The organism is Aequorivita nionensis (assembly GCF_046352995.1).
GTDB lineage: Bacteria > Bacteroidota > Bacteroidia > Flavobacteriales > Flavobacteriaceae > Aequorivita > Aequorivita nionensis.
Map to the genome: position 1 here is coordinate 1,842,954 of NZ_CP130281.1, position 14,982 is coordinate 1,857,935.

8 protein-coding genes and 1 tRNA gene are annotated in these 14,982 nt (G+C 46.6%); 4 read left to right on the forward strand and 5 right to left on the reverse strand.

From position 1 onward, the window contains the following. The first annotated feature begins 18 nt into the window (after window positions 1-18). Window positions 19-8,337: a T9SS type B sorting domain-containing protein gene (locus Q2U82_RS08340; RefSeq protein WP_410004420.1), complete on the forward strand. Its 8,319-nt coding sequence runs from the start codon at window positions 19-21 to the stop codon at window positions 8,335-8,337. 154 nt (window positions 8,338-8,491) lie between these two features. Here the strand turns inward: Q2U82_RS08340 and Q2U82_RS08345 are convergent, their stop codons facing one another. Beyond that, window positions 8,492-10,021: an OmpP1/FadL family transporter gene (locus Q2U82_RS08345; RefSeq protein ID WP_410004422.1), complete on the reverse strand. Its 1,530-nt coding sequence runs from the start codon at window positions 10,019-10,021 to the stop codon at window positions 8,492-8,494. 112 nt (window positions 10,022-10,133) lie between these two features. After that, window positions 10,134-11,201, reverse strand: a complete 1,068-nt coding sequence (locus Q2U82_RS08350; protein WP_410004423.1) for a hypothetical protein — start codon at window positions 11,199-11,201, stop codon at window positions 10,134-10,136. A gap of 72 nt (window positions 11,202-11,273) precedes the next feature. On the opposite strand from Q2U82_RS08350, the gene proS reads away from it, so the two are divergent. The 3 genes from proS to rpsT all read left to right on the forward strand — a co-directional run bounded on the left by proS (window position 11,274) and on the right by rpsT (window position 13,180). Beyond that, window positions 11,274-12,749 carry a proline--tRNA ligase gene (gene proS / locus Q2U82_RS08355; protein WP_410004424.1) on the forward strand — a complete coding sequence of 492 codons (1,476 nt, stop codon included), beginning with the start codon at window positions 11,274-11,276 and terminating at the stop codon, window positions 12,747-12,749. Between the two features lie 80 nt (window positions 12,750-12,829). Continuing rightward, window positions 12,830-12,901 (forward strand) — tRNA-Glu (locus Q2U82_RS08360). 27 nt (window positions 12,902-12,928) lie between these two features. Beyond that, entirely contained in the window at window positions 12,929-13,180 is a 252-nt protein-coding gene (gene rpsT, locus Q2U82_RS08365) for a 30S ribosomal protein S20 (protein WP_410004425.1), read from the forward strand. 73 nt (window positions 13,181-13,253) lie between these two features. On the opposite strand, the gene coaD is transcribed toward rpsT, so the two are convergent. From coaD to surE, 3 genes are all read right to left on the reverse strand, one after another. Then, window positions 13,254-13,709, reverse strand: a complete 456-nt coding sequence (gene coaD, locus Q2U82_RS08370; protein WP_410004426.1) for a pantetheine-phosphate adenylyltransferase — start codon at window positions 13,707-13,709, stop codon at window positions 13,254-13,256. Window positions 13,710-13,793: 84 nt separating this feature from the next. Then, entirely contained in the window at window positions 13,794-14,081 is a 288-nt protein-coding gene (locus Q2U82_RS08375) for a hypothetical protein (protein WP_410004427.1), read from the reverse strand. Between the two features lie 34 nt (window positions 14,082-14,115). Then, a complete protein-coding gene (gene surE, locus Q2U82_RS08380; protein ID WP_410004428.1) occupies window positions 14,116-14,892 on the reverse strand; it encodes a 5'/3'-nucleotidase SurE in 777 nt (258 codons plus the stop codon). Between the last annotated feature and the right edge of the window lie 90 nt (window positions 14,893-14,982).

Below are 14,982 nucleotides of genomic sequence, written 5' to 3' on the forward strand. Positions count from 1 at the left end.
GCATTAATATCCCCCTCAATGAAAAAATTAATACTCTTACTAGCACTTTCTTTAATCTCTTTTAAAGCTGTACAAGCTCAGGTATGTGATATCTTGATTCCTATTTGTGACAGTCAAGATGGTCTGCAGAACAATGCCATAGATCCTTCTCCTGTAACTATAGACACTGGTTGTCAAATTTTATCGGGAACGAGAACTATTTGGTTCAGATTGGCTATTATTCAGGCCACAAACTTTACATTTCAAATAGAACCAACTGGAGATGTGGATTATGATTTTGCAGTATGGGTCAACGCAGATTGTAATAATCTTGGCGTTGCAGATAGAGCTAGTTATGATGCTCCGGCAGTAGGTGAATACGATACGGGTTTGAACCTTATAGCAACGGATTTTTGTGAAACTGCCATTGGGGATGGACAGGTTCAGTTTATAAGTCTGGTTCCGGGCGATGAGGTAATAATTGTAGTTGATAGATTTTCAAATACTCCAGATATTTTTAACTTAACTTTTGGCGATCCAGATGCTTTTGATTGCTCAATTGTACAAACATCAGCCTGTGATGGAGATACAGTGGTTCTAGATGCTACAAATCCAAATGCTCTAGGGTATGAATGGTTTTATGAAAATCCTATAGGATCAGGCACTTTTTTACCGTTTTTTCCAGCTGAAACATCTCCTACTTTATCTGTTACTGCAACTGGATATTACAAAGCAGATATATTTTTGCCAGCTGGTGTTACTGATTCAGAATACTTTGATGTAGTTTTCTACCCTCAGCCTGTAATTGCAAGTCGTCCACAAAATATTGAGATTTGTGATGATGGTACCAATCCCGGAATTTTTGATTTGACGGAAAATGATGATGATGTTCTTGGTGGGCAAGATCCTGCTTTTATTATTACATATCACCATTCTCAGTTAGACGCGGAAAACAACGCAAACCCAATAGTTCCTCCAAATGCATATCCTATTGTTGGTACTTCTGAAACAATTTGGGTCCGTATTGAAGAGCCGAGCGGAACTTGTTACGCGATAGATTTTTTTGAAATTAGCTTTGCAGCCGCTACTGCAACAGCTCCCGCAAGTCCATATAACTTATGTGATGTGGGTGTCCCCGGACAAGAATCTATTAATTTAAATACCACTTTTGATACCGTTATTCTTAATGGACAAGATCCCTTGCAATATACAGTAACTTATCATGCTAACCCTGCAGATGCAATTGCTGGTATTAACCCATTGTCCCAGCCACATGTAGTTACTGGATCTCAATTTATTTTTGCACGAGTTGAAAATAATACTGTTCCAAGTTGTTTTGCAACCACTCAATTTAACCTTGTTCTTGCGCCCCAGCCCGTTGCGAACGCGCCTGTCAATTTGTACCAGTGCGATTACGGCACCACAGCTGGCGTCTTCAACCTGACCGACAACGACGCTAACATCCTTGGAGGGCAGGACCCTGCTCTTTTCACGATCAAGTACTACCAGAGCTACCAGGACAGTTTTGACGACACGAACGAGATCCTTGGGGGCGTTCACATCATCGTGCCTCCTTCGCCCCAGACGATCTATGCGCGTATCGAGGACAACACGGGCAGCTGTTTTGACCTTACGGACTTCAAGATCTACTTCAGCCGTGCGATCGCTGGCCTGGTGCCGGTGAACGCGAGCTATTGCGATGCGGACGGTGACGGCGGTGAGTTCGTGGACCTTGCGGCGGAGTTCAACCCTTTCGTTCTTGACGGTGAGCCCTCCTCGCGCTACAACATCACCTACCACGGCAGCCAGGCCGATGCGGACGCGGACGCCAACCCGCTGCCGAACCCCTATTTCGTGGCCGCCCCCGGGGAGACCGTCTACATCCGTCTGGAGAACCGCAACGACAATACGTGCGTTGACACCACCCAGCACGTGGACCTTATCATCGACTCGCTTCCGACGATCAACGGCACCCCCCCGAACCTGGTGCTGTGCGACGACAACAACGACGGGTTCATGCCGTTCGACCTTACGCTCCAGACACCGGTGATCACCTTGGGCGACCCCACCCTTACGGTGAGCTACCACGGGACCCTTGTGGACGCGCAGAACAATGCGCTGCCCTTGCCCAACCCCTACATCAACGACCAGCGCTATTTGGACGTGCCCATTACCGATCCGGCGGACCCGGACTATGGCACCGGGGGCGTTTGGGCCCGCGTGGGCAGTACCACCAGTAGCTGTACGGTGGTAGTTCCCTTTGCCCTGGAAGTGCGCTTTTCCCCGGTGGGCACCGCCCCGGCGGAACCGCTGCGCATGTGCGACGACGCCGTTGCCGATGGGCTGACCTTCTTCGACCTTACCGTGGTGGCGCCCGAGGTGCTCGGCACCCTGGACCCCCTGGGCTTTGACCTGTACTATTACGAGGACTTCAACGATGCCGTGACGGCTGGCGACCTGGCCATCAGCGCGCCCGATTTCTCGCAGGCCATCCCGGACCCCACCAACTTTTTGAACAGTACCAACCCACAGGACATCTATATATTGATCGTGAGCAATGCCGGGGGTACCATCCCCCCGAACCCCAACAGTGCCGAGGGCTGTTATGATATCGTTACCCTGACGTTGATCGTGGACCCGCGCCCGGATGACCTCGGTCCCTTCGAGATGCAGCTGTGCGATGACGAGCTGCAGGGCAGTACCCTGGACGATGAGATCTCCACCTTCGACCTTACCAGCCAGGACCCGTTGGTGACCAACGGCGACCCCACCATCATGGTGGAGTGGTTCCTGAGCTATGCCGATGAGGCCGCTGACCTTCCGATCCCCAACCCGACCACGTTCCAGAACACCAATACCCCGCAGACGGTCATAGGCAGGGTCCTCTCTGGCCGCGGCTGCAAAACATTGGTCACCCTGACGCTGACCGTACTTCCGAACCCCAGCCCGAACACCGCCCCGGACCCCCTGGAGCTCTGCGATGACGATGACGATGGACTTGTCGGCGGTTGGGACCTTACCTTGGCCGATGCCGACATCATCGATGGCGAGGCCGATGTCTCGGTGCTTTACTATGAGGATATCAACGTTGCCATGGCGGGCGTTCCCGGTACGGAGATCATTATGCCCTATACCAACACGGTCCCCTTTAGCCAGACGGTATATGCACGGGTGCAAAAGACCGTTCCTCCGGCCACCGTTGGCTGTTTCACCATTGTGGAGCTGCAGCTGATCGTGATAGCCCTTCCGGAGAAGCCCCAGAGCCCACCGTTCGCAGACCCCTTTATCGGGTGCGACGAGAGCGGAAGCGGCACGGCCATCTTTGACCTGACCCTTCAGGATGATGGCGTGCTCGGGGACCAGTTGCCCGTAAACTTTTTGCCCATTACCTATTACGAGCTGGAGGCCGATGCCGATGCCGGGATCCCCGGGACGGAGATCCCCAACCCGTCCACGTACATAAGCGCCGGTGCGCCGCAGATCATTTGGGTGCGCCTGGAGAGCCTGATCACGGGCTGTGCGCGGGTGACCCCCTTTGCGCTCGAGGTCGAGCTTTTCCCCACCATTGGGCTGGGGAACGACCTGACCCTCTGCGACGACCTTGTGAACGGCAGTACCGCGGACGACGGCCTTTCCACCTTTGACCTTACCGTGAACACGCCCCTGATCACCTTGGGCGACCCCGGCCTTGACGTTTTCTATTACGCCACGGCCGTGGACCAGGCCAACAACAACCCGATCCCCGATCCCTCGGCCTACCAGAACATCATCAGCCCCCAGCAGCAGATCTTCGTGACCGCCTATAGCCAGAACGGCTGCAGGGCCACCAATACCTTTTTCATTACGGTGGAGCCCACGCCCGCCGCCTTTTCGCCGGGCAGTATGATCGCCTGCGACTCCGACAACGACGGGTTTGCCCTTTTCGATCTTGCCACGCAGGACGCTTTGATCACCGCCAGCGACCCCAACCTTACGGTAAGCTACCACAAGACCCTTTTGGATGCCGAGAACAATGTGCTCCCGATCACGGTCCCTTACGAGAACGACCAGATATACCTTGACCTCCCGGTCACCGATCCGGCGGATCCCGCCTATGGTACCGGGGGTGTATGGGCACGTGTGGAGACCACCGTGAACAGCTGCCACAGGACCATATCATTTGCCCTGGAGGTCCACACCTCGCCGGTTGCCACCGAGCCGGAGCCCTTGCGCAAGTGCGACGATGCCGTGGCCGATGGCTTTACGCTCTTTGACCTGACGGAAGTAGCGGCAGAGGTACTTGGCGCGCTCGACCCGGCAGGCTTCGACCTTTATTATTATGAGAACCTTGCCGACGCACAGTTGGCCGGGGACCTTGCCCTGATCGCGCCGGACTATTCGGCGGCCATCGGCAACCCTGGCGCCTATACCAACACGGCCAACCCGCAGGACATCTATATCCTGGTAGTGGGCAACGCAGCCAGTAGCATCCCGCCGAACCCCAATGGGGCGGAGGGCTGTTATGACATAGTTACCCTTACCCTTATCGTGGATCCGGTCCCGGCCAACAACGGCCCGCTGGAGATGGCCCTCTGCGATGACGAGCTGCAGGGCAGTGCCCCGGACGATGAGATCTCGACCTTTGACCTTACCACCCAGAACATCCTGGTGACCGGGGGCGACCCCAACCTAACGGTACAATGGTACGCCACCCCTGCCGATGAGGCAGCGGACAACCCCATCGTGGACCCTACGATGTACCAGAACATAGCCACGCCACAGACGGTGATAGCGCGGGTGACCTCTGAGTTTGGATGTTCCAACAGGACCACGCTCACGCTTACGGTACTTCCCAACCCGAGCCCGAAGATGGACCCCGAGCCCCTCGTACAGTGCGACGATGACGATGACGGAATCAGGGACGGCTTTGTGCTTACGGACCGCGATGCAGAGATACTGGACGGCGAGACCAATGTGACCATATTATATTACGGGACCGAGCAGGAAGCGATCGATGCCGTTCCCGGAACAGAACTGACGAGCCCTTACACCAACACGGTGCCCTACAGCCAGATCGTGTTCGCGAGGGTAACGAACAACGTGCCGCCGGAGCTCCTTCCGTGCTACACCATAGTGGAGCTGGAGCTCATCGTGGTCCCGTTGCCAGATGCGCCCGACGCCACCCTGCAGGATCCGTTGACAGCCTGCGACGATGACGGCGATGGCCAGGCGATCTTTGATCTCACGGTACAGGATGCGGCGGTCTATGGCGTACAGGACCCTGTAAATTTTGCGCCGATAACCTATTACGAAGACCAGGCCGATGCCGAAGCAGGCATCAACGCCATCAATCCAGCGGATGCCTTCCAGAGCGGTGGGCAGACCATCTGGGTACGTTTGGAAAGTCTGGATACGGGCTGTGCGAGGGTATCCTCCTTTGAGATCGAGGTGGGCCAATACCCCGGAACGGGACTGGCGGACGACCTAGTGCTCTGTGATGACGAGCTCAACGGCAGCACCAATGACGATGGCATCTCCACCTTCGATTTGACGGTGAACACCCCGGTCCTTACCGGCGGCGACCCGACCCTGGCGGTCTATTACTACGCCAGCCAGGACGACCGGGACAACGACATCCGTATCGTAAGCCCCGGTGCCTACCAGAACGTTGTGGTCCCCCAGCAGGAAATATTCGTTGCCGTAGTGGGCCAGAACACCTGTAGGGCGCTGCTGAGCTTCCTTATCACCGTAAGCCCGAACCCGACACCCGTAGCGCCGACCCCGTTGGTAGCCTGCGATGTGGACAGCGACGGCTTTACGTTCTTTGATCTGGAGAGCAAGACCGCGGAGATCCGCGGCGGTGACCCGACCCTTCTGATTACCTACCACGAGAGCCTATTTGACGCCACCACGGGCAACTTCCCGCTGGCCAGCCCTTATGAGAACATCTTTGCCTTCAACCAGACCATCTACGTGCGTGCGGCATACAGCGCCCCACCTGCGGGCACGGGCTGTTATACTATTGTGACCCTGGAGCTTATCGTGAACCCATCGCCCGTGGTTCCACAGGACTTGCCCACTCTTATTGAATGTGTTGAGGGCTACGGAGGCTTTGCAGTGTTTGATTTAACAGTACAAGAAGAGTTGATATTAGGAAATCCGCCGCAAACAGATGTTACGATTACATATTACCTGACCGAAGCGGATGCTATTGCAGGAACAAACTTTATTGCACAGCCTGAGGCATTTACCAACACTGTTGTCAATTACCAAACTATTTGGGTTCGAGTAGATGATAATCTTACTGAGTGTTTCGCCGTAGGTAGTTTTAATATCTGGGTAAAACGTGCTAAGCCATTTAGGGTTCCAACCCCCTTGGTACTGTGTGATGATCTTGGGGATGAAAATGATGGTATTACCACTTTTGATCTCACACAGAAGAATAGTGAAATAACTTTTGGAGATTTAACTCTGGGTGTTTCCTACTTCCTCACCGAGCAGGATGCCCAAAATGACGAGAACCGTATTGATCCCGAGACTGCATACATTAACCAGGACGTCAACGGCAATCCTATAAATCCACAAGTTTTGTATGTACGTATAGAAGAAGGTAATTACCAGTATTCGTGTGTGCAATTTACTACCCTGACCTTGAAGGTTGTTCCCAATCCAAAGCCAGTGGAACCTGAACCTATTATGAAATGTGATGTGAATATAATAATACCCCCTGGCCCTTATGACGAAACAGAGATTTTTAATCTTACAATCCGTGAGAGAGAGATTCTTAATGGAAACAGCTGGACGATTGGCTACTTTGAAAGTTATGACGATGCCGTTAATGAGACCAATGAAATAACAGGAGCAAGGGCATACCAGAACACCAGCAACCCGCAGATAATCTATGTGCGCACCACCAATCCAAACTCCCTGTGTTTTGAGATCGTGGAGCTGGAACTGATCGTGAACCCATTGCCGGACGACACCGCGGTGATATCACCTTATATCGTGTGCGCTCCGAACGACAGCGAGATAGGGGTGTTCAACCTGGAGACGAAAGTGGACGAGATCCTTGGCGGCCAGCCCCAGCCCCAGTTTGAAGTGACGTTTTATTTAACTGCGCTTGATGCTGAAATTGGAGTAAATCCTATTATAAACTCCACAACATACCAAAATAAAGATGCCAACAACAATGCGATAAACCCACAAACTATATACACGAGCATATTGAATACGGAAACGCGTTGTGCAATCGGAGGTGTCCAAAGCTTTGAATTGATCGTGCAGAAAGGTGCCATTGCGGTTACACCGGCAGCACCATTTATCATCTGCGACAACACGCCGCCGAGCGATGGCTTTGCCGAGTTCGACCTGGACGATGTTACCAACCAGCAGGTATCCGACCTCCGTGCCGAGATACTGGCCGGGCAGGATCCGCTGGTCTATGGCATCACCTTCCACGTGACCCTTGAAGAGGCCGAGGCCGGGACGAACCCGATGGCCTTCCCGTACACGAACATCATCAACCCGCAGCGCATCTACGTTCGGGTTACCAATACGGACAACCTGTACGAGCCCCAGTGCTACGCGGTGGTGGACCTGGTACTGAAGGTCGAGCAATTGGAGGACATCCTTCTTGACGGCGACTACCGCCTGTGCGTGGACGAGAACGGCAACCCGATCCCTTCGGAGGAGGGGGGCGCCTCGCCGCCGACCATCGACACGGGGCTTGACCCGGCGCTGTACACCTTCCAGTGGGAACTGGACGGGGTGATCCTCGTTGGGGAGACCGGGCCCTCGATCATTGCGCTGCAGGGCGGGGTCTATACGGTGACCTATACCGAGCTTTCCTCGGCCTGTTCGAACAGTGTTAGCGCCACGGTGACCGTATCGTCGCCGCCGTTCACGTATGAGGCGAACCTGATCAACGGTGCCTTTGCGGGCAACCATATCATTGAGGTCATTGCCACCGGCAACGGTACCTACCAGTACCAGTTGGACAACGGCCCGTTCCAGGACAGCAACATCTTTGAGAACGTGGCCCCGGGCAACCATACCGTCACCATCAGGGACATCTACGGCTGCGGCAGCGTGACCTTCGATGTCGGGGTGATCGACTACCCGCCGTACTTTACGCCCAACAATGACGGCTACCACGACACCTGGAACATCATCGGCATCGCCTCGGGCGACCCTACGGCGAAAATCTATATCTTTGACCGCTTCGGCAAGCTGCTCAAGCAGCTGAGCCCGCTGGGCCCGGGATGGAACGGTACCTATAACGGCAGCCCGCTGCCCTCGAGCGACTACTGGTTCCGCGTGGAGTACACCGAGGACGGGAACGCAAAAGAATTTAAAGGACATTTTACCCTAAAACGATAAATAGAGAAATAATAATAAAACCAAAGCCCCGCATTGTGTGCGGGGCTTTTTAGTTTTGATAATTTGTTTGATATTAATTAAATTAAAGAGATTGTATTTTAATTTTAATAAAGATTAATTAATACTTATTATTTCAGAAGAATAAAAGGACTGATTAAAAATTAAAGCCAAGGGATAGGATGAAATTGCTGTATATAGTATTAATGTTGGCAACATCCGTCAAACCTACTGAATATAGTTGTTGGTTGCGTTCTTGTTCAGATCTGGAATAGGCAAGATCAAAAGTGTAACGTCCAAAATTATAGCCTGCACCTAAAGAGAAGCCTGTAAGATCTCCAACTATTTCAGAGTTTTGATATGGACTTTCTTCATAGTGAAAACCACCTCTTAGGCTTAATTGATAAATTCTATATTCAGCACCAGCTTTAAATATTGAAGTGCCTTTTAGGGTATTATCAATTGTATTGTTTAAATCATTGAATGAATTGTTATAGGAGTCATTTATTTGGCTAAATTCTATGGAGGAATAGTCTTTATAGGAATAGTCAAAACTAATCAATCCACTTTGCCCAAAAATATAGGCTGCGCTGGCGGTAACTTTTGCGGGTGTGCGAAGGGTGTAATCTTCGTAAACATTTATTATGTTTGGATCTATATATTCATTTATGGTTTGCCCATCAAAAAAACGACGGCTTTCGAGATATTGGCTTGTTTCTTCAGAAATTTGGTACCAAGTTGGAGAGTCTAAGCTAAGTCCAAGGCGAAAATTATTTGCGATTTTCGCAATAGCTCCAATTTGAGCAGAAATTCCAGCACCATTCACAGAGAGGTTGTTTTCAAAGCCTATTCTGTTCACAATAGACCCGGGGTTGCTGTTATTCTCCAATAGAAATGAACTTTGGTCGAAATTTATTGTATGAGTGTTTATATTAATTCCTAAGAAATATTTATCGGTAATCTGCGTAGCAAAGTTTATTGAAAATTTACTGTTATATCCTTGTGAAAGATAGGCATACTCCTGATTAAAGCTTCCACTGGCAATGTTTGAAACATATGCTGTGTTTGAAGGATTGTTGGGGTCAACAGGATCAAAAATAAACCCTTGATAACCTAAAAATGCATTTTGGGCGATGCTTCCTTCAGAACCACCTAGATATTGATATAAGTCTGAAATTGATTCGCCAGATTGCAACTGCAAAAAGCTTAAAGGTATGCCTTGGGCTTGTTCCAAAAAGAAACTTCCGATGGAGTTATTTCCAGTTCCTGAAATGTATAGTTCATTATCAAAACTTTTGGTAGTGTCATAATTTACTCCAATAGTGAATTTTTTGAAAGCAGATTCTTCGTTTGAATTATTTATCACGAAAATGCCTCCCAACTGATTTAGAGTAATGTTGTCTGAAAAAGCTTTTTCAGTACTATTAAAATATTTTGCTTTATTTTCTACATCAAATAAAGAAGTAGAAAGTAATAAGTTTGAATTTAGGAAAACAGCTCCTCCCGCTGGATTGACACTTATTGCAGAGAAATCTCCACCCAAAGCACCCATGGCTCCACTGAGTGCTGTGAAACGAGCAGTCCCAATATTTTGTTCGGTACTATAGCGCAAGCCATCTGTAGTGTTTTGAGCGGTTACAACTACCGCTGAAACGAGAGTTATAAGTATTAATGATATTTTTTTCATCTATTTTTTTATAAATTGGTATAATAAAAATGCCCAAAGTATCATTTCGATTTATTCAGAAATGGTATATGGGCATTACATTTAATTACTTTTAAAGTATTGGTAAAATTATTTACCCTCTTCCTCCACGTCCTCCGCCACTACTTCTAGTGCTTCCGCTGCTTGAACGGCCGCTACTTCCTGAACTTCTTATAGATCCAGAACTACTGCTTCGGGTAGGTGAAGAATAATTATTGCTTGGTGTGCTTCTAGTAGTGTTATTGTTTCTTGTGGGTTGTGAATAACTACCGCTTCTTGTTGTGTTGGAACGAGTGTTTCTTATAACTTGGTTTGAATTGGAACGAGTAGAACGAATATTATTGTTTCGAACGGTGCCACTTCGGGTAGAGCGCGTTGTATTTGCGCGAACATTGTTTCTATTTATACGGCGAGCTGTTTCTGATCGACTATATGATGAGTTTCGTGTTGAAACGTTTGATCTTCCACGAGCTTCAGCTCTATTATAATCTGTGTTGCGTCTTCCTCTATTATAGGATATGCCATTGTAATAAGGATTGTAATTATATCCATAGCTATAATATGGGTAACCATATCCATAACCGTATCCGTAACCGTATCCATAGTAAGGATAACCCCAACCATAACTTATGCCCCAATAGGGTGTGTAATAATTATAATATGGATAGCCCCAACCGCTCCAATACCCACCATACCAATATGGTCTGTGGTAAAAACCGTATCCGTAACCGCCATAGTTATAAATATTTACAGTAACATCTTCAGCGTTGCTTCCCCACGGACCATAGCCTTCTTCACTGTAATTTTCTTCAATAATTATATTTCCATCCTCATCTAAACTTTCGGTAGTAGAATAGGCATCAATATCAGTGAATATAGCACCTTCCTCAGGAAGATCAGAGTACGCATCAGATTTTGATTGAAAATATTGTTTATAATAATTTGACTTTTCATAAGCATCATTTTCTGTGCTATTTCCTTCTTCAGCATTTGTGTTATTACCAGATGTGTAAATGCCATCATTTTGATTATAACCGTTATTATGTGCTCCACAAGAGGCGAGCATAAGTATGAAAGCCCCTGCAAATGCTACTGGGATTAAACGTTTTATATTAAAATTTTGAGTGAACATATCTATGGTAATTTTATTGTTGGACATCATAAAAATAAGTAGTTTTGCGGACAATAACTAATCATTTAACATAGACACAACATTTGTGCCAAAAACAGGGCTATGGCAAAGAATTTAACAACGAGAGCGGAAGATTACTCCAAATGGTATAATGAACTGGTAATCAAAGCGGATCTTGCAGAAAACTCTGGGGTTCGTGGCTGTATGGTTATTAAGCCCTACGGATATGCAATTTGGGAACGCATGCAAGCTGAATTGGATAGAATGTTCAAAGAAACTGGGCATCAAAATGCTTATTTTCCTCTTTTTATTCCAAAATCTTATTTTAGTAAAGAAGCAAGTCATGTTGATGGTTTTGCAAAGGAATGTGCTGTTGTTACGCATTACAGACTGAAAAATGCCGAAGACGGAAGTGGTGTTGTTGTAGATCCAGATGCTAAGTTGGAAGAGGAGCTTATTGTTCGCCCAACTTCAGAAACCATTATTTGGGACACTTACCGAAAATGGATCCAGTCATATCGCGATTTACCACTTTTGATAAACCAATGGGCAAATGTAGTACGTTGGGAAATGCGCACACGTTTGTTTCTGCGCACTGCGGAATTTTTATGGCAAGAAGGACACACAGCTCACGCCACCAAAGATGAAGCGGTAGCTGAAGCAGAGCAAATGATGAATGTATATTCAGATTTTGCAGAAAATTATATGGCAATTCCAGTTATAAAAGGAACAAAAACCGAAAGCGAACGTTTCGCTGGCGCTTTGGAAACTTATTGTATCGAGGCTTTAATGCAGGATGGCAAAGCACTTCAGGCAGGAACTTCCCACTTTTTAGGGCAGAATTTCGCCAAGGCTTTTGATGTTAAATTTACTTCAAAAGAAGGGGTGCTTGATTATGTTTGGGCAACTTCTTGGGGTGTTTCTACGCGATTGATGGGCGCTTTGGTTATGACCCACAGTGATGATAACGGTTTGGTTTTACCTCCAAATTTGGCGCCAGACCAAGTGGTAATTGTTCCAATTTATAGGAAAGACGAAGAATTTGAAGCCGTAGATAAAGTGGCTAAGGATTTAATGAAGGAATTACGTTCTAAGGGAATTAGAGTGAAGTATGATAATCGCGATACACAAAAGCCGGGCTGGAAATTTAATGAATACGAATTGAAAGGCGTTCCAGTGCGTATTGCTATTGGTCCAAAAGATGTTGAGAAAGGAACCGTGGAATTGGCGAGACGTGACACCCTGCAAAAAGAATTTATAAATAATGAAAATGTGGTTGAGAAGGTAGTTTCATTGATGGATGAAATTCAAGATAACCTTTACAGAAAAGCTGTTTCCCATAGAACTGAAAACACCACGGAAGTCTCTTCTTATGAAGAGTTTAAGAAAGTTTTGGACACCAAGGGCGGCTTTATTTTGGCCCACTGGGACGGGACAGCTGAGACCGAAGAGAAAATTAAAAACGAAACAAAAGCTACAATCAGATGTATTCCTTTGGATGATAAGATTGAAGCGGGAGTGTGCATGATTACTGGAAATCCTTCCCAGAGAAAAGTACTTTTTGCAAGGGCGTATTAATTTTTTTTGAAAAAAGTAATTTAGGATTTGCGCCATTCAAAAATAGTTGTATTTTTGCATCCGCATTTAAAAATAAAAATGGTCCGTTCGTCTAGGGGTTAGGACGCCAGGTTTTCATCCTGGTAACAGGGGTTCGATTCCCCTACGGACTACAAAAATTAGAATTTAACAAAAACAAAATGGCAAATCACAAGTCAGCATTAAAGAGAATAAGAAGCAACGAGGCAAAGCGCTTGCGTAATCGTTACCAGCACAAAACCGCCCGTAACGCCATGAAGAAGTTCCAAGAACTTACTGACAAGAAAGAGGCTGAAACTATGTTTCCAAGCGTTGTTTCTATGATTGACAAATTGGCGAAGAAGAACATTATTCACACGAATAAAGCTTCCAATTTGAAATCGAACATGGCTAAGCACGTAGCTGCGCTTTAATTCTTTTTAGAAAATCTTTGAAAACCCTTTCAGGAAACTGAAAGGGTTTTTTTGTTTTATATTTTTTGAAAATTTATTGTTTTGTAACCGAAGCGGGAACCAAACAGGAGTAATAGCCATCATTACGCATAACATCCCGAACGATTGTAGAAGAGATATTAGAAACCTCTGGCGAACAAATTAAAAAGATACTTTCTACCTTCGCCATTTGGAAGTTTGTTTGGGCGATTGGCTGTTCATAATTTAAATCTGTAGTATTTCGCAAACCACGAACTATAAATTGTGCATTTTCGGAAATGCAGAAGTTTGCGGTTAGCCCTGAATAACTTTTAACCTTGATTTTGGCTTCTCCTTCAAAAGTATTTTCAATGAATTTAATTCGTTCTTCCAATGAAAACATTGTTTTTTTGTCTGCATTTACCCCAATAGCTATGATCAATTCATCAAAAAGAGGGAGCGCACGTTTTATAATATCTACGTGTCCAAGTGTAATAGGGTCAAAAGTTCCGGGAAAAACTGCACGTCTCATTTTTAGTTGATGGTTGTTAGTTTATGGCTTTTCGCTTCAAAGGATTACTAAGTTAATGAGTTTAAAGTAAAACAAGTTTCTTTTTCATGAAAATTTAGAAATCAAAATTGCCAGTGCCGCAATTACTGTTGCCAATACAACACCGCGAGCTCTATAAAATTGATTCTTTTTTAAAAGTATAAAAAATACAATTAGATTTAAAATTGCACCCAAAGCAATCAAACTTCCTAGAAAATCATTCTCTAGGGCTGCTTGTAGCGTTGATTCCAGGCTTAGTTTTGAAAAAAAGAAGATGTATAAATAGGTTCCGGCCATATTTGCCGCCAAGCCTATAACCAAGCCAATCAATATTTCTTTAACGTGTGGTTTCATGTTATTTCATTTGAAATTTTCAACATTCATCTATTTACAAATCCCAAGAGTTTAGTTCTTTCAATGCGTGGTGGGCTGTTAGGTCAAACTGTACAGGAACTACGGAAACAAATCCATTGTGAAGCGCCCATTCATCGGTGTCTTCGCCTTTGTCTTCGTTTATAAATTCGCCAGTAAGCCAGTAATAATCACGTCCCAGAGGATTGGTGCGCTTGTCAAAATTTTCTTCCCAATGTGCATTGGCCTGTCGGCAAACTTTGATACCTTTTATATCGGAAGCGCTCAATTTTGGAATATTCACATTTAATACAACTCCTTTTGGAAGCCCGTTTTTAAGAACTTGCTCGGTGATGGATTTTACAAACTTTTTTGAAGGTGCGAAATCTGCTTCCAACGAATAATCTAAAAGTGAAAACCCGATGGAAGGAATGCCGAGTGTTCCAGCTTCAACAGCAGCACTCATTGTTCCACTGTAAATTACGTTGATGGAACTATTGCTTCCGTGATTTATTCCACTTACGCAAAGATCTGGTTTACGTTTCAAAATTTCGTTTACGGCTATCTTAACACAATCTACAGGCGTGCCACTACAACTGTATTCTTTGTGTGGGTCTCCGTTTATCACTTTTATACTATTACAGTACAATGCGTCGTTAATAGTTATGGCATGGCCCATCCCACTTTGTGGTGAGTCTGGAGCAACTACACAAACATCGCCCAGCGTGTTCATTACTTCAATTAAGGTTCTAATGCCTGGGGCGTTTATGCCATCGTCATTGGTTACTAAAATGAGCGGTCTTTTTTTAGACATGATTTTTTATGAATTTTGAAGAAACAAAAATACATTTATTAATTCTGTCCCAATAGCCATCACGGTCAGAATTCAGAATTATAAATTGGA